Below are 18,365 nucleotides of genomic sequence, written 5' to 3' on the forward strand. Positions count from 1 at the left end.
AGTTCTACCCGGCGTCCAGGTAGCGGTGGACGGGGAGCATCGACGACGCATCGCAGTGCTCGTTGGGCTCTCGCACGCACGCGCGTAGTCGTTTCTCGACGGCCGCTGCATCGAGGTCGGTACCGATCAGCACCAGTGATGTCTGTTCGGCCTCACCGCGCGCCCACGACGTCGCTTCGAACCGAATGTGTCGACCAACGGTGTGCACGATGAACTTCTGCGAATAGCCCGGTACGGCGAAATGCACGACACCTTTGATGCGGTAGAGGTTTCCGGTGGGATTCTCCAGAAACTCGATCATTCGTCGCGGTTCGATGGGCTCGGTGCTGACGAACTCGGTGTGCGAGTACTGGGCATGCAGGTGATGCTCATGGTCGTCGTCGCTGTGGTTCTCCCGTAGGAGCTCGTCGAACGACAACTGAACGGGGATCGCCGATTCGACAGACAGGTCGTCCCGACGGTCGAACAGCAGCAGCGGATCCACTCGACCGAACGCGACAGGGACTACGGGGACGTCCCCCACGATGGACCGCACGGTGGACACGACCGCGGAGCGGCCGCACTCCGAGACCACATCCGACTTGTTCAACACCACCAGATCTGCCAACTGCAGATGCTGGTCGATCTCGGGATGCAGTACGCGGGTCTGCGGAAATTCCACCGCGTCGACCACCCCTACGAGCCCGCCGTAGACGATGAACTCGTTCGCGCTGCCTCGGACCATTCGGATCAGATTGCGAGGTTCGGCGAGGCCACTGGCTTCCACCACGATGACATCGATCGCCGAACGGCGATGCGCGAGAGCGCCGAACATCGCGTCCATGTCGCTGATGTCGACCGCGCAACAGATGCATCCGTTACCGAGGGAGACCATCGAGTCGACCTGTCCCGCCACGAGCATGGAGTCGACATTGATCGCTCCGAAATCGTTGACCACGACGCCGATTCGAATCCCCGCATCGTTACGCAACAGGTGATTGAGCAGAGTCGTCTTGCCCGCGCCGAGGAAGCCCGCGACTATCACCACCGGAATTCTTCGACGCGTCACGGCGTCCGAGACTACCGGGCAGCGAGAATCTGTTTCAGCAGGCCTTGCGCGAAAGTGGACACACTGCTGACGTTCTCCGGGGTCGCGAGCCCCTTCAAACCGTCCACTCCGAACGTCTCGATGTACGGAGAGACGCTTTCGAGCAATCGCGAGAGCGCGCTACGGCCCTCGACAGCGGTCTTCGTTCCGGTGGTCGAAGACGTGCTTGGCGCAGCAGTGTCGGTCGCCTTCGCAGCAGGGGCGGCTGCAGTCGTCGTCGGGGCGGTCGCATCTTCCGCGGCCGGGGTGGACTGAGCCTCTGCACCGAGCAAATAGTCGATCACTCCGGTCGAAATTGCGATCGCGTGCTTCAACTGACCGTCGGAGCTCTCGAGAAGGGCCGCGTCGTCGGGGTTGGATCCGTTACCCATTTCGACGAACACCAGAGGGACTGTGGTCAATGCCGGCCCGGCCACATCCGAGCGCTCCTGGATTCCCTCGTCCACGCCTGCGTAGTTCGCCGGGGCGAAGCCGGCCCGAACGTACGAGTCTCGCATCAGCTTCGACGCCGAACGTCCTCCTTCGGACTGGGCTGTGTCGGCCGCTGCGTTCGGAATCGGCAACGTGGGCACGATCAGATGAAATCCGTGCTTACCGGTATCGGTTGCCGTGCTCGTGGAGTCCGCGTGAATGCTCACCGCGACGTCGGCTCCGGACTCGCTCGCTGCGCGCGCCCTGTCGTCGACGCATCCGCCCCACCCAGAGTCGTCGGCACGGCTCGTCTTCACCGTGGCACCCAGGCTCTCCAGACTGGACCGAACGAGTTCGCTGACCTTCCAATTGATCGTGTGTTCGGGCACGCCGTCCACGGTGGTCATTCCGGTGGTCTGGCAATCCTTCGTCCCGCCGCGTCCGTCGTCCACCTGACGCTGCAGGTTCTCCGAATGTGCGGTGCCCTGGTGACCCGGGTCGAGGAAAACCGTCTTACCCGACAACTCGCTACCGGTAGTCGACGGTGACGGGGTGGACGGGGCAGCCATGGCAGGAGCGGCGACGATCACACCCGCACCGAGCATTCCCGCGCATATCAGAGCCGCTGTTGCCGACCTGGTGATTCGTGCAGATTTCATATGCTCTCGAGCGCACCGGAGTGACTGGTGGCGCTACTCCCCTCTCGGCCCCTCGGTTGCGCTGATCGGAGCGAGTCGCCGACACCACGGGACACACACGAAACAGCAGACACTTGCGCCTCAAGTGAACCAGATGTCGTCATCGACGCGCCTCGGATGATCTTTCGTTAGTGAAATGAGTGCGTTCCGTAATCGATCCGTTGCGAACGCGCCGCCACGTCGTACATCGATACGCCGGCTCCCCCACTCGAACCACCGCGAACCGACTCGGAGATGGAAAAGCGCCTACGAACCGGCCAGTCTGTCTTTGATTTCGATAAGGACCGAGATCGTATCGGGACAATGTTCTCGCTTATACCTCTGCGTTTCGGCGACCGCCCGATCCGATTCCCGACAATTCTGCGAATCGCGTAACAATTCCCCGGCCTGCGTGGATAAGCACATTGTTCGGCCGTATAGTCGTCTCAGTTCGATCTGGACATCCCCGCATCATCCCCTGCACCATTGGAGAGCTTCAGCATGGCCAGAAAAGTCTATGTGCAATTGGTCGACGACATCGACGAAGAACCGATCGAATCCGGTGGCGAACACATAACCTATTCGGTCAACGGGGTCAGCTACGAAATCGACCTGAGCGACAAGAACGCCAAGGAATTTCATCGCAAGCTCGACTATTACATCGAACACTCCACCAAGGTCGGTGGAAAGCGGACGAAGAAGTCGAGTACCTCTGCAACCGGTGCGAAGCGCGACGCCAATCAAACCAAAGCCATCCGAGAATGGGCCAAGGCGAACGGCCACAATATCTCCGCGCGAGGCAGAATTCCCGCCGAGGTCGAGCAGGCCTTCGACGCAGCCCACTAGTCACCGCTGACCTACAGCACCGAAACAAGAAAAAGCGCCGGTCGAGAGCGGCGCTTTTTCGTTTCCTGAAACAGATCACGTCGGTGGAGCTGACGATCTCGGTGGAGCTAAGGGGACTCGAACCCCTGACCCCCACACTGCCAGTGTGGTGCGCTACCAGCTGCGCCATAGCCCCGAGTTACTGCGTGCGACCGCTCATGCGGTTGCTCGAACGAAGTTACACCATCGGTCGTAACAGCAACAAATCACCTGGTCCGGCCGGTACCGAGAACTCGACCACCGGCCGCACCCACGGGAGTGGATCAGTTGATCGAGGCCAGCCATTCCGAGTCACCGAGCGCGTCGACCACCTGTCCGTCGACCAGTACCCCCGGCGTCCCGCGCGCTCCCGACGCCGCCAGAGCGTCGCGTCCGGTGTTCGCGTCCGCCACCGCGGCATCTCGTTCGGTTCCGCTGGCAATGCACTCCGTTGCCAGCTCGCTCGCTCCTGAGGAACGAGCGAGCTCCGCTAGTTCCGCATCGGTTCTGTCCGAGTCTGCGCCTTCGACCGGGCGGAATTCGGAGTCGAACAACCCGCCGTGAAAAGCGGCGTAGACCCGGGCGTTCTCCGTCGCTGCCACACAGTGGGACGCCGCGACGGCACGCGTCGAATAGTCACCCGAGGCCGACGACGGATCGAGAAAATTGACCAGGTGGTAATTCACCGAGACAACGCCATCGTCGATTTTCTGAGCCAACTCCTGGCCGTGCTTAGCTTCGAGGTCGCCGCAGAACGGGCACATCGGATCTTCGTAGACATCGATCACACGCTGCGCTCCCGGACGCGCCAGCTGCACCACGCCGTCACCTGGCAACGACAATTCGACCTCGGGATTCTTCACGGTTCCGTAGCCGTCGTTGCGTGGGGCGTCGCTTCCGCTCTGCCACATGATCGCGACCACGACGACTATCACCACCACCAAGAATGCGATACCGCCCAATACGTAGGTCACTGTGTTGGACGTCGCCTGTGGCGTGTGTTTCGTGCTCGATGTCTTCTTCTGGCTCACAGAGCGAATACTACGGATGTGCTTGTCAGGTGCGCTCGCGCTCGAGGGTGTCGGGTACGCGAGACCACCAGAGTCCGGCCACCAGAAGCAGCGCACCGGTCACGGCGAAAGCCGGGCCGAACGAGACCCGCTCCACGATCATCCCGGCCACGATCGGGCCGATCACCGCACCCACGTCGGACGCCATCTGGAAGGCAGCCAGTACGGGTCCTCCGCGCGCCTTCGAGCCGATCACGTCGGCGACCGATGCCTGCTGGGCAGGACTCATCAGGCCCGATCCGATTCCGGCGATCAACGACACCACGAGGAACAACACCGGATCGTGCACATAACCCATCACGACGGTGCCCAGGCCGCACACCGCCAACCCGCCCAGCATGAACGGTTTGCGTCCGCGTACGTCGGACAGGCGACCGGCACTGGTGAGAACCAGAGCATTTCCCACTGCGAACACGGTCAGAGCAATACCGACGAACACCTCGGATCGCTGCATCGCCTCGACGACGAACAACGGCACCAACGCCACCCGAACACCGAACACTGCCCAACCGTTGGCGAAATTCGAAGCCAACGCGGCCCGATAAGACGGGATTCGGAGAGCAGCGAGCAGCGACATCGTCGGCGGTGCCGAGCCCCTCTCCGGTTTGACGAGCTCGGAGTTGCCGAGGGTGAAATACACGACGCCGGCAGCGATCACGAGAGCCACGGCATAGATGACGAACGGCACCCGCAGACCGAAACCGACGAGCGCACCGCCGACGAGTGGACCACCGATGGTTCCCAACAGGAAGGCGGTCGCGTACAGCCCGGAGATGCGGCCCCTACTGGTCGGTGGACTGATTCTGATCAGTAGTCCGAGAGCCGACACCGAGAACATCGTCGACCCGATTCCGCCGAGTCCGCGAAACACCAGCAGTTGCCAGTACGTCTGGGCCAGAGCGCACGCGCCGGTGGACACCGCGACGATCAGCAGTCCGATCAGGTACACGGGTCGTTCGCCGAGCCGCTGAACCAGAGCGCCACTGGCCGGTGCGAACAGCAACCGCATGAGAGCGAAAGCACTGATCACTGCCGATGCGGCCGTATATCCGACACCGAATTCTCGGGCGAACTGTGGCAGGGCAGGCGCAACGATGCCGAATCCGAGGGCGATGACGAACGCCGCCGATACCAGTACCCAGATCTCCGGTGGGAGTTTGCTTCCGGGTTGGAATGCCGGCTCGGAGGCCGAGCTGTCGTGGTCGGGTTGGGACGAGTCGGTCACGAGCTCTCGAGAGCGGACGACACCAATGCACGTGCTGCATCTTGGACCTCGGCGAGGTGCTCCTTGCCATGGAACGACTCCGCGTAGATCTTGTACACGTCCTCGGTTCCGGACGGGCGCGCAGCGAACCAGGCGCTCTCCGTCGTCACTTTCAGGCCACCGAGGGCAGCTCCGTTGCCCGGAGCCTCGGTCAGCGTTGCCGTGATCGGTTCGCCTGCCAATTCGGTGGCGGTGATCTGGTCGGGCGAGAGCTTGGCGAGAACGGCCTTCTGCTCGCGCGTGGCCGGTGCGTCGACGCGGGCGTACGAGGGATCGCCGAACTTCGCGGTGAATTCCCCGTAACGCTGAGACGGTGTAGACCCGGTGACTGCGGTGATCTCCGACGCCAGCAGCGCGAGGATGATGCCGTCCTTGTCGGTGGTCCAGACGCGACCGTCGTGTCGGAGGAACGACGCACCGGCGCTTTCTTCCCCGCCGAATCCGAGATCGCCGGCGAGTAGTCCGGGTACGAACCATTTGAATCCCACCGGCACCTCGAGCAGGCGACGGCCGAGGCCGGCCACCACGCGGTCGATCATCGACGAACTCACGAGGGTCTTGCCCACCGCCGCCGTAGGCGACCACCCCGGCCGATGAGTGAACAAGTAGTCGATGGCAACTGCGAGGTAGTGATTGGGATTCATCAGGCCACCGTCGGGAGTGACGATGCCGTGCCGATCGGAATCGGCATCGTTGCCGGTGGAGATGTCGAATCGATCGCGTGCAGCGATCAGCGACGCCATCGCGTTCGGCGACGAGCAGTCCATCCTGATCTTGCCGTCGGTGTCGAGCGTCATGAAGCGGAACGTGCCGTCCACCAACGGATTGACGACCGTCAGATCGAGGTTGTGTCGCTCGGCGATGGCGTCCCAGTAGTCGACACTGGCACCGCCGAGCGGATCGGCACCGATCCGAACACCGGCCGCGCGGATCGCATCGAGATCGACGACGTTGGGCAGGTCGTCCACGTAGGTGCCGAGGAAGTCGTACCGCGAGACGCTGCCCGCGAAGGCCTGCGCCAGCGTCACACGCTTGATGCCCGAGATGCCCTCCCGCAGAAGATCGTTCGCTCGGGCAGCGATGACCGACGTCGCGTCGCTGTCGGCCGGTCCGCCGTGCGGAGGGTTGTATTTGAAGCCGCCGTCCCGAGGCGGATTGTGGGACGGAGTCACCACGATGCCGTCGGCCTTCGCCGCCGGGCCCGACTCGTTGTAGCGAAGGATGGCATGACTGACGGCAGGGGTGGGCGTGTACCGGTCCCCCGAATCGACCAGTACGTCGACGTCGTTGGCGGCCAACACTTCCAGAGCAGTCGTCCAGGCCGGTTCGGACAACGCGTGGGTGTCCCGGCCGATGAACAGGGGCCCGGTGATGCCTTGCGCAGCGCGGTACTCCACGATCGCCTGCGTCGTCGCCACGATGTGGGCCTCGTTGAACGCCGAGTCCAGGCTCGACCCTCGGTGTCCGGACGTACCGAAGACCACCTGCTGACTCGGGTCCGACACATCCGGAACCCGCGAGTAGTACGCCGTCACGAGTTGCGAAAGATCCACCAGATCCTCCGGCAGTGCAGTGGTTCCAGCTCTCTCGTGCGCCACGATGCGCCTCCTCGTTGTGGTCGAACCGAACTCGATCGATGAATCGAACTCCTCGACAACCCTAGCGCCGCTGACCCACCCGCGAGCTACTTGCTGGGTCCTTTCGGCGGCCGTGGGAGGAAATAGCTGGTCCGCTGCTGGTATTCGCGATACCCCGGACGTTTCTCCATGCTGCGCTCCAGCAACCGTGCACCTGTGGCGAACACCAGGAAGTACGTCATCGCGATAGGCGACAGCAGTGTGAACACTCCGGGCCACGCCGATGCCGAAACGAGGAACAGCCCCCACCAGACTGCCGAGTCCCCGAAGTAGTTGGGGTGCCGCGTCCAGGACCAGAGACCACGATCCATGATCTTGCCCTTGTTCGACGCGTCGGCCTTGAAGGCTTTCAACTGCGCATCGCCCACTGCCTCGAACGTCCATCCGAGCATCCAGACCAGTACGCCGAGTACGACGACGGTGGGGACCGATCCGTGTGCGACAGCGGATACCTGCAACGGCAGGGACACGAACCACAATGCAATTGCCTGCGTCAGATAGATCTTGCGCAGGGCATACAAGGTTTCGTTTCCGGTGGCCTTGGAGAGCAGTTCGGTGTAGCGCGGATCCTCACCGTGCCCGCGTGAGCGCTGAAAGACATGCAGTGCAAGACGAAGTCCCCATACGCCGACGAGCGCGAGCAGAAGCACTCGACGCCATAGTTCACCTGTTCCGGTCGCAGCCGAGATCAGCGCGATCAGAACGAAGCCGCCGCCCCACGTCACGTCCACGACGTTGTGCCGTCCGATACGCGCGCCGATGAGGGCGGTGACGATCATCAGGACAGCGGTTCCGCCGAGGCTCGCCAGCGATACGGCCAGGAAGTCCGACCAGTTCATCCGGTGGTCGTCCAGGTCGGCCGCACCGGTTCCATGTCGGACGGTCCGTTCTCGGACCTGACCGCCAGGATCTGGTCGACGCCCATCCTGTTGTCGCGGAATGCCATTCCGCCGCCGATGAGATACAGCCGCCACACGCGGGCGACCTCTTCCCCGACCATCCCCACCACGTCGTCGAAGCGCGCCTCGAAGCGCTCGGTCCAGACGTCGACGGTTCGCACGTAATGCTCCCGAAGCGCGTGGACGTCGCGAACCTCGAGGCCGGCCTCCTCGATCATTGCGACGGTCCGCCCGACCGGGCGCATGTACATGTCCGGCGCGATGAACGATTCGATGAATGCTCCGCCGCCGGGGTTGTCGCCTTCCCTCCGCGACATCTGCTGGATCAGCACGCGGCCGCCGGGCTTGACATTGGCATGCAGTGCGGCGGTGTAGGTCGGGTAGTTGGCCTCCCCCACATGCTCGCCCATCTCGATCGACGCCACCGCGTCGAACGGACCGTCCGGAATCTCCCGGTAGTCCTGGATTCGGATTTCGACGTTGCCCTGCAGTCCCCGGTCGGCGATTCGCTTGTCGATGAAGGCTTTCTGTTCGCGCGAGATGGTCACTCCGACGACCTGCGCTCCGTACTCCTGAGCCGCATGCAGGCTCAGGGACCCCCAGCCGCAGCCGACGTCGAGAAAGCGTTGCCCTGCGCGCTTGTCGAGCCCGATCTTTCGACACACGAGGTCGAGTTTGTCGCGCTGGGCGTCATCGAGGGTGTAGTCCGGCGCATCCGAGGTCCAGTACGCCGACGAGTACGCCATGTGCGAATCGAGGACCAGCTCGTAGAAGTCGTTGGACAGGTCGTAATGGTGGCTGATCGCAGCGCGGTCACGGAGCATCGAGTGCAGCCGCCCCTTCACCGCGGCCTGCGACACGGGCGGCGGTAGTGGGCGGCCGAACACTCCGAGATCCTTTGCCAGTCTTGCCAACCGCAGCAGCGACGCCGGCCCCGGTCGGACGGCCGAGAGTCGGCGCTCACGCACCACACCCCAGACGTGATCGAGAGCCGCGGCAAGATCCCCGTCGACGTCCAACTCCCCGGTGACGTACGCCTGCGCAGCACCGAGTTCGCCTGGGCTCCAAAGCAATCGACGAAGGGCGCTCGGGCTCCGCAACAGCACTCTCGGTGCCGAGTCATCGCCTGCGACGGATCCGTCCCACGCCTGCAGCCGGACGGGAAGCGGGCCACCCACCAGGGGTTCTATCAACTCGGCAATCCGATGCGCAACACCGCCACTGCGATGGGTCCGGTCCACGGAAAGTGTCGAGGTGGTCATCGGTTGTCCCTTCGGTCGAGCACGATCTGCTGAACATCGAGGTACCCGGATCGAAATCCGGCCTCCGAGTAGCACAGGTAGAAGTGCCACATTCGCGCGAACACCTCGTCGAAACCGAGATCGGATGCCTCGCTGCGGTATTCACGGAATCGACTGTCCCACAGAGCGAGGGTTCGCGCGTAGTGGTCGCCCATGGACAAGCGCTCGCGAACCCTGAGCGAGGTGTGCTGCTCGGTCACCTCCTCGATGGCCCGCACCGACGGTAGGAACCCGCCGGGAAAGATGTACTTGTGTACCCAGGTGTACGTGTTTCGGGTAGCCAGCATTCGATCGTGCGGCATCGTGATGGCCTGGAGGGCAACCCGCCCACCCGGCGCAAGCAACGAGTCGATCGTCTCGAAGTAGGTTCCCCAGTACTGATGACCGACGGCCTCGATCATCTCGACCGACACGATCGCGTCGTACTCGCCGTCGACCAGACGATAGTCGAGGAGATCGATCTGAATTCGATCTCCGTAACCCGCAGCGGCACAACGCTTCCGCGCCAGTTCCTGCTGTTCGGTCGACAATGTCACCGACCGTACCGTCGCACCACGAGCGGCCGCACGGATGGCAAGCTCGCCCCATCCGGTGCCGATCTCGAGAACCCGGCTTCCATCGCCGACGCCCGCGCGGTCGAGAAGCCGGTCGATCTTTCGGCGCTGAGCGTCGGCGAGCTCCTCACTGTCGTTGTCGCTTCCCGCTCCGGCGAACAACGCACTCGAGTAGGTCATCGTCTCGTCGAGGAAGAGTTCGAAGAGGTCGTTCGACAGATCGTAGTGCCGTGAGATGTTCGATCGCGTGTTCTTGGTCGTATTCCGCTCGCTCCGTGGAGGTTTGGGAATGTAGAGCCCTCGGAGGCGCTGCAAAGACTTCGGAATCAGCGACGCCATTCGTCGGGCGAAGACCTCGAGCACTGCAGTGAGGTCCTCGGCATCCCAGTCTCCGGCCATGTATGCCTCACCGAATCCGATGAGTCCACTGTCGCCGACCCGTGCGGCGAAGTCGTGTGGCCGATAGACGGTCATCAACGGTGCGTCGGCCGAGCCGGCCCCGATCACTTCGCCGTCGGGCATCGCGACCCGGACCTGCAATCCCGCGACCGCACGACGGAAGAGGAAGTCGGCGACGGGCGCGGCGGCTGCAACCTTCATGCCACCGGGAACACTGGCGATCTGAGGCCAGACCCGCGCATCGACCGACGGGCGCGGACCGACAGCGGAACCACCGTACGGGTTCGACACAGAATTGGCTTTCGACACAGTTGTCATCTGTGGGCCCCTTCCTTCTGAATTCTTCGTTCCCCCGGAGGGGCAGGTTTCTGCACGATCTTCAGACCCCGCGCCCAGAGCCGAATGCCTTGCCAGCGGATCTGTATCACCACTCGCACGGGCGCAATCGGGATCTCGAGTGCGGTGCGAAGAATCGACCGCGTCGTCACCTCGCGTCGACGGCCGACGACGGTCGCCACGAACGGAGGCTGACCGGGACGTTCGAGGACGATCGACAGGCGGAGCGCGGCGTCCGGCTCGGGCAGCTGCATGGAGTATTCGCCGTCGACGTCGTTGAACGGCGAGACGTAGAACTCCTTGGTCGTCCGTACTGCGCCGCGCCGATCGGTGTGCAGCAAATACCGGTATCGCTCGCCGTAGGTGTTGTGCACCTCGGCCACCACGCAGCGGAGGTCTCCCGCGCGGTCGTGACACCAGTACACACTCAATGGGTTGAACGTGTGTCCGAACACCCGCGCGCTGGCCAACATCGTGATCCGTCCGCCGCCCAGATCGATACCGCTCTCCGCCAGGAACGCATCGACGTTCTGACGAATGGTGGCGTCGGGGTCGCCCAGGTGATCACGTGAGTCGAACGATGCCAGCCGTCGCAACATCCGCGGCAACTCGGGGAGCGCGTCGAGGTCGACGAACCAGCTGTAGCTCTTGTACGAGAACGCGTTTCGAATCGGCGCGCGTCGCACGTGATCGATCCGAGTGAGATACAGCGCCGCTCCGTGTGCGCGGGTGGTCGGCAGAACGGACGTCAGAGCCACGTGGCCCCCACCCGTTGCGCAGCGCGCGCTCCGGACAACGCGCCGTCCTCGTGGAATCCCCAGCCGTGGTACGCCCCGGCGAACACAACCGTATCGGTGTCCAATTCGGGCAGACGACGCTGCGCTGCCACGGATTCGGGAGTGTACTGCGGGTGCTCGTAGGTCATGTCGTCGAGCACCGTGTTCGGGTCGATGCGATCCGCTCCACCGAGGGTGACCAGCATCCTTCGATCGGTGTCGTCCAACCGCTGCAACCTCGTCAGGTCGTAGCTGACCAGAACTCGATCGGGCCTGGCGCTACAGGACGGGAGGTGGTAGTTCCACGAGGCCCGCGCCCTGGTGTTCTTCGGCAACACGGACGAGTCGGTGTGCAGAGCAGTGTGATTGACCGAGTACGGCATCGCTCCGAGGATGCTGTGCTCGAGCGCAGTGGGTTCCGCGAGCATCTTCAGCGCGGCACCGGGATGGACCGCGATCACGGCGGCGTCGAACGTGCGCAGGTTGTCGTGGGCGTCCCGGATCTGCACGGAGCCCTCGGACCTGTAGACCGCGCGCACGGGGGTATCGAGCAACACCTCGTCGATGTGCGAAGCAACCCGGCGAACGTATTCGATGGACCCGCCCGTGACGGTGCGCCAGGTGGGAGATCCTGTGACGGTGAGCATTCCGTGGTGCTGAAGAAAAGAGAACAGGTAGCGAGCCGGGTAAGCGAGCGCAGTGTCCGGATCACACGACCACACCGCCGACACCAACGGCGTCATGAAGTGGGATTCGAAATATGCCGAGAAAGAATGGTCTTCGAGAAATGTACCGAGTGTGATCTCGGAATCCGCCGAGTCCGGGCTGTCCAGAAGTTCGGTTGCCAGCCGATGAAAACGTTTGACATCGAGCAACATCGACACGAATCGTGGTTTGAACACCGCCGTACGTTGCGCCAGGATTCCGTGCATGCCCTGGCCGCCCGAGTACTCGAGCCCGCACCCGTCGCAGCGCACGGACATACTCATGTCCGAATCCTGGGTGGGTACGTCGAGTTCGGCGAACAGCCGAAGCAGCGTCGGATACGTGCGGTCGTTGTGCACGATGAACCCTGTGTCGACGCCTACCGGACCGTTGGGGCCGGGGACATAGTGCGTGTCCGCGTGACCGCCGAGCCGAGAATCCGCCTCGTACAACGTCACCGACGAGTCCTTCGACAGTGCGTATGCGGCCGTCAGGCCGGCGATGCCGCTCCCGACCACCGCAATACGACGGCGCGTCACGACTGCCTGCCCATGCAGTCGGCCTTGGTATCGGCGGCAATGCCGAGGACGAAGTCACGCGTGGCCCTCGACCAGACCCGCGGATTGCGGAGCATGAAATGCCCACCCGGAACGGAAAGGTAGCGAGCAGTCGCCCCTCTGGATGCTGCTCTCTCGGTCGCACGGCGCGAGGTTCTCGGATCGGTCCACTTGTCGGCAGTGCCGTGTACGACGAGTAACGCATGATGCGCGCCGAATGCGTCGGCTTCCACACCCTCCGGCCACCACGGGGCCAAGGCGACGACACCCACGACAGAAGGGTCTTCGATCAGGGCAGCGGCGGTGCGGCCACCCATCGAATGGCCGACGACCACAACATGAACGTCAGGATGCTCCGCGCGGATTCGGTTCAGCGCCCACCGGGCGTCCTCGACCGGAGACCGTTCGGGGGCGTTCCAGCCGCGGAACCGGTACTGCAATTGCTGCACCGAAATGCCGCGTTCGCGTCCCACGCGCCGAAGCATCCAGGTGAACGGCCACATTCGCAGGCCGGCCAGATGCCACGGCCGACTGCGCGCCCGGCTCACGTCCTTGCCGCCGCCGAGGACCAACACGACCAGTGCAGGGTCGGACACCCGCCTGCCGGTGCGCAGTACTGGAGTCGGCTCGTTGCTCATGCCGGTTATTCGGCACCGAGGCCGCTTCGGGTGGGATCGGTCCGGACGGGGCGATTGTGACCTGTCCGACACAGAGAAGAAGACCGGGCCGAGAGTGTGTCTCTCGGCCCGGTCTTCTGCGGTGGAGCTGCCGGGAATCGAACCCGGGTCCTCTGCTGCATTGCCAGGGCTTCTCCGTGTGCAGTCCGCTATGTCTCTACTTGGATCTCCCGATCTCGCGAACAAGTCAGGATGACGATCCCAGCCACTGTTTGATGTTCCTCATCATCCCGCGGCCGGATGAATCGGTGAGCCCTCTAGCTGATGCCAGTACCCGGGCCGAGGGCAAACCCGGACTGACAGACACGCAGTCGCTACTTAGGCAGCGAGTGCGTAGTCGCGCTGATTGGAATCGGCGCTTATAAGGTTGCGATGACGCTTACGGTGGTCTCTCGCCTGCACCGACACGCTTCCCCTGACTCAACATACAAAGTCGAAACCGTTCAGCCCCGTATGTTCCCGAACACTGTGCCCGGGCTGTTCAGTGTAACGCCTCGCATGGACACATTCATCCCATTAACTTCTCGCACCGCGATCCGTGGCGTGCGATGCGGCATCCGCGTCCACCCGCTGCACCACTGTGCGCAGCATTCGGCGCGCCACGACCAACCGAGCAGGCAGCGAGGCGTACCAGACTGCGCGACCGGCCAGTCCACGCGGGAAGAACACCAACCGCTGCTCGATCGTCGGCTGCTTCGCGGTTCCCCCGACCGTGAGGTCCAGCCACGCCTCGCCGGGCAGCCGGGTCGAGGACTTGAGCCGGGTGGTGTGTTCGGTGCCCGACGCCGACGCGTCGGGTCCGGTGGCGTCGCGATGCCAGCCGGTGAGCACGTCTGCGTCGGCCAATCGTTCCAACGCAGGCCTGATCGCACTCGACTCCGCCGTACTTCTGGCGACCCGAGTGTCGGTGTACACCACTTCCCCGGCCCAATCCGGGTCCGACGGAAGTGGATCCGACGGTGCCGCGGTACCGGTGGCGTCGGTCCACCGCGTCTCGACCTCGCCGTCGTCGATCTTGCGCAGCGCCAGCCGAACCGAATCGCGGTAGCCCGTCAGTCCGTTGTCCGGGCGGGGCACGACGGCGTCGATGTCCATCTCGTGACCGACGGCGTCGTACTGCAGCGATTCGATGAGCGGCATCGCCAAGCCGCGCGGAATGGGTGTGACCAACCCGATCCAGTGGCCGGCCAATCGCGGAGTCAACACCGGAAGAACGATGATGCGACGCTGGCGCAGTCCCGCGACGTCGGCGTAGATGTTCATCATCTCGCCGTACTGCATGACGTCCGGACCACCGATGTCGAAGGTCCGGGATTCGGCGATCGGTGCGCTCGCGGCCCCGATCAGGTAGTGCAGCACGTCGCGGACAGCGATCGGCTGGATTCGATTGTGCACCCACCGCGGCGTGGTCATCACCGGAAGTCGGTTGGTCAGGTGGCGAATCATCTCGAACGACGCCGAACCCGATCCGATCACCACACCCGCCTGCAGCACGACCGTAGGTACCCCCGACTCGATCAGAATGCGACCCACCTCGGCGCGGGATTTCAGGTGTGGCGACAGCTCTCCGGTGGGCGGATGCAGGCCACCCAGGTAGACGATCCGGCCGACGCCGCACTCGGCAGCAACGGCCGCGACGTTCTCGGCGCTGTCGCGTTCGGTATCGGCGAAATCGGAATGGCCTGCGGTGCCCATCGAGTGCACCAGGTAATACATGACGTCGACTCCGGTCAGCGCCTCCTTCAGCGATTCCCGATCGCTCAGATCGCCCTTGACGACCTCGACGTCCGCCGCCCACGGCACGTTGTCGAGCTTGCCGGGGGTACGAGCCAGCACTCGGACCCGGTACCCCTCGTCGAGCAGACGCGGTGCCAGACGCCCGCCCAGGTATCCCGTGGCACCGGTCACCAGAACGCGGGGAGGGCGTCCGTCGTCCTGAGCCACGGGGATGTCGGACGGCGAATCGGAAGCTGTCATAAACGAGGTCATTACCCCCGAGCGGGCCAGTTCAACCTGCGAGGGCGATCATCGCGATCGCGCCGAGCGCCAACGCCATTCCGATCTTCTGCAGGGTGCCGACTCTTTCGCCGAGCATCACCATGGCCAGCAACACCGTTGCTGCCGGATACAGCGAGGCGATGACGCTCACCAAGGAGAGAAGACCGTCCTGATAGGCGTAGATCAAGGCGGCATTGGCAACCACGTCGAGCACACTGACGAACGCCGCAAGTTTGAGCACGCTGCCGTGCGGGGGCGAGAAGTGCCCGGACGCCAGGGCTACGACCCAGACCACGGCGGTTGCCGACGCACGCGACGCGGCAAGCGGCCACAGTCCACTGCCGTCGCCGATCCGGTGCAGAAAAATGAACGCAAAAGCGAACGTCACGCCCGAACCGACCGTCAACCAGGCCACGGTTCGGGTGAACTTCATCTCCCGGCCGCCTGCCACTTCACCGGTCACCTCGTCGGGCGACTCCTTGCTGACGAGCACCACGGCCACCAGTGCCACCGCAATGCCGACGAAGGCGATGACGCCCGGACGCTCACCGATCCACAAACCGACCAGCACTGGAATTCCGGCGACCAGTACCGCGGTGACAGGCGAGACCACTGCCATCGGCCCGGCCGCGAGCGCCAGATAGAACCACCACACTGCGACGCCGCCGGCAACACCCGAGGCCAACCCCCACAACATCGCCGACAGTTCGATCGTGCCGCCGACGAATGGAGCCACGAGCAGGACGATCACCAGCGACAGTGGGTACGAGACGATGACCACGCGCAGTGCCGCTACCCGGCGGGATGCGACACCGCCGACGAAATCGCTCACCCCGTAGCCCACAGCGGCTACCAGAGCGAGCAGGACAGCGGTCAGCGCATGCCCTTCACACGACGCCCCAGCTCACGAGTCACTTCGCGTTCGGCGGTGCGTTTGGCCAACGACTGTCTCTTGTCGTAGTCCTGCTTGCCCTTGGCCAAGGCAAGTTCGACCTTGACCTTGCCGTCGGAGAAATACATCGACAACGGCACCAGCGTCAGGTTTCCCTCTTTGACCTTGCTTGCAAGGCGGTCGATCTCGCGACGGTGAAGGAGGAGTTTGCGGTTTCGACGTGGTGCGTGGTTGGTCCAGCTGCCGAGCGTGTATTCCGCGATGTGCAGCCCGCGCAGCCAGATTTCACCGTCGTCGACGGTCGCGAAGGCGTCGACCAGGGAGGCCTTGCCGTCGCGCAGGCTCTTGACCTCGGTTCCGACGAGGGCAACTCCGGCCTCGAGGACGTCGAGTATGGAGTAGTTGTGCCGCGCCTTGCGATTGGTCGCGATGGCCTTGCGGCCCTTCTCTCTCACTGCAGGGCCCTTTCTCGAGCGTTCGCCGCGTGGAGCGGTTCCATGGGCAACCGCTCCAGCATAGAACCGAACGGCAAGCGAATTTATTCGCGCACGTACAGGCGCAGCGTGATGTAGGCCGTCACCGCTGCCATGCCGACTCCCACCAGCGCGAGGAACGGCGAGACGAGGAGCACGTCGCTGTTCGATATCCGGGCCAGAATGTTGGCCTGATACACGTCCGCGAGAACATCGTCGATGAACATGTTCTTCGCGGTGAACAGTCCGGCGATGGCGAGCGCAGATCCGATCAGTGCGGCCACCACCGCCTCGAGCAGGAACGGCAGCTGGGTGTACCAGCGAGTGGCACCGACCAACCGCATGATGCCGACCTCGGTTCGTCTGGTGAACGCAGCGATCTGAACCATGTTGGCTATCAGAAGAATTGCGGCGATCGCCTGCACAGTGGCAATCGCGAAGGCAGCGTTCCGCACACCGTTGAGCACGCTGAACAATCGCTCGACCAGATCGCGTTGGTTGAGCACGCTCTGCACGCCCGGTCGATTCTGGAAGTTGTCGTTGATCACCCCGAACCGCTCGGGATCACTCAGGCGAACCTTGAACGACGCGGGAAAGCTGTCGGCACTGACCAGTTCGGCCAGTTCGGGCTGATCCTTGAACACTCGCTCGGTTGCGTCCTTCACCGCATCCTCACGATTGAGGTACTGCACCGAGACCACCGACGGAGTGTTCTCAAGATCCGATCGCAGGGTGGCGCAGGTCTCCTGTGCGCAGTCGGCATCCGTTGCGGAGATGTCGTCCGTGAGAAAGATCTGGACTTCCACTCTGTCGAGGAAGATCTGCTGAGTCTTTCCCGCCATCTGCACCACGAGCAACCCGCCGCCGAACAGGCCGAGGGAAATGGCGGTCGTCAAGATCATGGCGATCGTCATGGTGATGTTGCGGCGAAGTCCGGTGAGGACCTCACTGAAGATGAAACTTGCGCGCATCGCGGAATCCGAGCCCTTCGATTCGTTCGGTCGAGAAGTCCGATAGGTCCTGGTCGGGTGTCGTCAGCGCCCGACGCCGTAGACCCCGCGGGCCTCGTCACGAACGACTCGTCCGTTGTCGAGTTCGACGACGCGGCGGCGCATCGAGTCGACGATGTGGTTGTCGTGGGTCGCCATCAGCACAGTGGTTCCGGTGCGGTTGATGCGTTCGAGCAGCAGCATGATGTCCTGGCTGGTGTCCGGATCCAGGTTTCCGGTCGGCTCGTCCGCGAGCAGGACCAGCGGGCGATTGACGAAAGCTCGGGCAATCGCCACACGCTGCTGCTCACCACCGGACAGCTCGTTCGGCAGACGATCGGACTTGCCACCGAGTCCCACCAGGTCGAGAACCTCGGGGACGGTGCGCTTGATCATCGAACGAGGCTTGCCGATCACCTCGAGCGCAAATGCCACGTTCTCGACCACGGTCTTCTGCTGCAAGAGACGAAAGTCCTGGAAGACGCAGCCCATGCTCTGCCGCAGCCGTGGGACGCGACGGGCCGCCAATCGGTTCACGTGGAAGTCGGCAACGTGAATGTCACCGGAGGTGGGCGTCTCCTCCTTGAGCAGCAGCCGCATGAACGTCGATTTGCCCGAACCTGACGGGCCGATCAGGAACACGAACTCACCCTTGTCGATGGAGACCGTCACTTTGTCCAGGGCGGGCCTGGTGGAGGTCTTGTAGGACTTGGACACATTCGAGGTGCTGATCACGGGTCGCCAGTGTAGTCCTTACCCGCCGGTAACCGTCGGAACCGTGCGGGTACCACGGCGAGTC

At 63.6% G+C, this 18,365-nt stretch carries 17 protein-coding genes, 1 tRNA gene and 1 other RNA gene; 1 reads left to right on the forward strand and 18 read right to left on the reverse strand.

The features are described 5' to 3' along the window. Window positions 1–4 precede the first annotated feature (4 nt). Window positions 5–1,048: a CobW family GTP-binding protein gene (locus CH286_RS24505; protein ID WP_094610583.1), complete on the reverse strand. Its 1,044-nt coding sequence runs from the start codon at window positions 1,046–1,048 to the stop codon at window positions 5–7. An 11-nt stretch (window positions 1,049–1,059) separates the two neighbouring features. Continuing rightward, the gene (locus tag CH286_RS24510) at window positions 1,060–2,157 is read right to left on the reverse strand and encodes an N-acetylmuramoyl-L-alanine amidase (RefSeq protein WP_094610584.1); all 1,098 of its coding nucleotides are present in this window, start codon (window positions 2,155–2,157) and stop codon (window positions 1,060–1,062) included. 519 nt (window positions 2,158–2,676) lie between these two features. On the opposite strand from CH286_RS24510, the gene CH286_RS24515 reads away from it, so the two are divergent. Further along, window positions 2,677–3,021 (forward strand): histone-like nucleoid-structuring protein Lsr2, encoded by a 345-nt coding sequence (locus CH286_RS24515; RefSeq protein ID WP_094610658.1) that lies wholly within the window; start codon window positions 2,677–2,679, stop codon window positions 3,019–3,021. A 102-nt stretch (window positions 3,022–3,123) separates the two neighbouring features. Here the strand turns inward: CH286_RS24515 and CH286_RS24520 are convergent. The 16 genes from CH286_RS24520 to ftsE all read right to left on the reverse strand — a co-directional run bounded on the left by CH286_RS24520 (window position 3,124) and on the right by ftsE (window position 18,301). After that, a tRNA-Ala gene (locus tag CH286_RS24520) sits at window positions 3,124–3,196 on the reverse strand. Between the two features lie 127 nt (window positions 3,197–3,323). Then, entirely contained in the window at window positions 3,324–4,070 is a 747-nt protein-coding gene (locus CH286_RS24525) for a DsbA family protein (protein WP_094610585.1), read from the reverse strand. A gap of 25 nt (window positions 4,071–4,095) precedes the next feature. Next, window positions 4,096–5,253, reverse strand: coding sequence for an MFS transporter (locus CH286_RS24530; protein ID WP_094610659.1), 1,158 nt, complete (start codon window positions 5,251–5,253; stop codon window positions 4,096–4,098). A 77-nt stretch (window positions 5,254–5,330) separates the two neighbouring features. Beyond that, the gene (gene pgm / locus CH286_RS24535) at window positions 5,331–6,971 is read right to left on the reverse strand and encodes a phosphoglucomutase (alpha-D-glucose-1,6-bisphosphate-dependent) (RefSeq protein ID WP_094610586.1); all 1,641 of its coding nucleotides are present in this window, start codon (window positions 6,969–6,971) and stop codon (window positions 5,331–5,333) included. 86 nt (window positions 6,972–7,057) lie between these two features. Further along, window positions 7,058–7,849: a DUF1295 domain-containing protein gene (locus CH286_RS24540; protein WP_032403114.1), complete on the reverse strand. Its 792-nt coding sequence runs from the start codon at window positions 7,847–7,849 to the stop codon at window positions 7,058–7,060. After that, window positions 7,846–9,171: an SAM-dependent methyltransferase gene (locus CH286_RS24545; protein ID WP_052077617.1), complete on the reverse strand. Its 1,326-nt coding sequence runs from the start codon at window positions 9,169–9,171 to the stop codon at window positions 7,846–7,848. Before CH286_RS24545 ends, CH286_RS24540 begins: the two co-directional genes overlap by 4 nt. Continuing rightward, window positions 9,168–10,481, reverse strand: coding sequence for an SAM-dependent methyltransferase (locus CH286_RS24550; RefSeq protein ID WP_255182758.1), 1,314 nt, complete (start codon window positions 10,479–10,481; stop codon window positions 9,168–9,170). The genes CH286_RS24545 and CH286_RS24550 overlap by 4 nt, the downstream gene beginning before the upstream one ends. Next, window positions 10,478–11,257, reverse strand: a complete 780-nt coding sequence (locus tag CH286_RS24555; RefSeq protein ID WP_052058837.1) for a DUF1365 domain-containing protein — start codon at window positions 11,255–11,257, stop codon at window positions 10,478–10,480. The genes CH286_RS24550 and CH286_RS24555 overlap by 4 nt, the downstream gene beginning before the upstream one ends. Next, window positions 11,248–12,537 (reverse strand): NAD(P)/FAD-dependent oxidoreductase, encoded by a 1,290-nt coding sequence (locus CH286_RS24560; protein ID WP_441347142.1) that lies wholly within the window; start codon window positions 12,535–12,537, stop codon window positions 11,248–11,250. The genes CH286_RS24555 and CH286_RS24560 overlap by 10 nt, the downstream gene beginning before the upstream one ends. Beyond that, entirely contained in the window at window positions 12,516–13,175 is a 660-nt protein-coding gene (locus CH286_RS24565; protein WP_094610587.1) for an alpha/beta hydrolase family protein, read from the reverse strand. Before CH286_RS24565 ends, CH286_RS24560 begins: the two co-directional genes overlap by 22 nt. Before the next feature lie 119 nt (window positions 13,176–13,294). Then, window positions 13,295–13,665: a transfer-messenger RNA gene (gene ssrA, locus CH286_RS24570) on the reverse strand. A gap of 65 nt (window positions 13,666–13,730) precedes the next feature. Next, the gene (locus CH286_RS24575) at window positions 13,731–15,191 is read right to left on the reverse strand and encodes an SDR family NAD(P)-dependent oxidoreductase (RefSeq protein WP_094610588.1); all 1,461 of its coding nucleotides are present in this window, start codon (window positions 15,189–15,191) and stop codon (window positions 13,731–13,733) included. A 31-nt stretch (window positions 15,192–15,222) separates the two neighbouring features. Beyond that, window positions 15,223–16,077 (reverse strand): DMT family transporter, encoded by an 855-nt coding sequence (locus CH286_RS24580; protein WP_080737240.1) that lies wholly within the window; start codon window positions 16,075–16,077, stop codon window positions 15,223–15,225. A gap of 8 nt (window positions 16,078–16,085) precedes the next feature. Beyond that, window positions 16,086–16,559, reverse strand: coding sequence for an SsrA-binding protein SmpB (gene smpB, locus CH286_RS24585; RefSeq protein ID WP_032397704.1), 474 nt, complete (start codon window positions 16,557–16,559; stop codon window positions 16,086–16,088). A gap of 83 nt (window positions 16,560–16,642) precedes the next feature. Then, window positions 16,643–17,548, reverse strand: coding sequence for a permease-like cell division protein FtsX (gene ftsX, locus CH286_RS24590; RefSeq protein ID WP_032403112.1), 906 nt, complete (start codon window positions 17,546–17,548; stop codon window positions 16,643–16,645). A 63-nt stretch (window positions 17,549–17,611) separates the two neighbouring features. After that, a complete protein-coding gene (gene ftsE / locus CH286_RS24595; protein ID WP_027496574.1) occupies window positions 17,612–18,301 on the reverse strand; it encodes a cell division ATP-binding protein FtsE in 690 nt (229 codons plus the stop codon). Between the last annotated feature and the right edge of the window lie 64 nt (window positions 18,302–18,365).

The sequence above is a fragment of the Rhodococcus sp. WWJCD1 genome (genome assembly GCF_002258735.1).
Classification (GTDB): domain Bacteria; phylum Actinomycetota; class Actinomycetes; order Mycobacteriales; family Mycobacteriaceae; genus Rhodococcoides.

What these genes read in the sequence shown, in the direction of transcription:
- CH286_RS24510 (WP_094610584.1), bottom strand. Translation starts at nt 2,157, where the DNA reads ATGAAATCTGCACGAATCACCAGGTCGGCAACAGCGGCTCTGATATGC.
- CH286_RS24515 (WP_094610658.1), top strand. Translation starts at nt 2,677, where the DNA reads ATGGCCAGAAAAGTCTATGTGCAATTGGTCGACGACATCGACGAAGAA.
- CH286_RS24540 (WP_032403114.1), bottom strand. Translation starts at nt 7,849, where the DNA reads ATGAACTGGTCGGACTTCCTGGCCGTATCGCTGGCGAGCCTCGGCGGA.
- CH286_RS24545 (WP_052077617.1), bottom strand. Translation starts at nt 9,171, where the DNA reads ATGACCACCTCGACACTTTCCGTGGACCGGACCCATCGCAGTGGCGGT.
- CH286_RS24550 (WP_255182758.1), bottom strand. Translation starts at nt 10,481, where the DNA reads ATGACAACTGTGTCGAAAGCCAATTCTGTGTCGAACCCGTACGGTGGT.
- CH286_RS24565 (WP_094610587.1), bottom strand. Translation starts at nt 13,175, where the DNA reads ATGAGCAACGAGCCGACTCCAGTACTGCGCACCGGCAGGCGGGTGTCC.
- CH286_RS24575 (WP_094610588.1), bottom strand. Translation starts at nt 15,191, where the DNA reads ATGACAGCTTCCGATTCGCCGTCCGACATCCCCGTGGCTCAGGACGAC.
- ftsX (WP_032403112.1), bottom strand. Translation starts at nt 17,548, where the DNA reads ATGCGCGCAAGTTTCATCTTCAGTGAGGTCCTCACCGGACTTCGCCGC.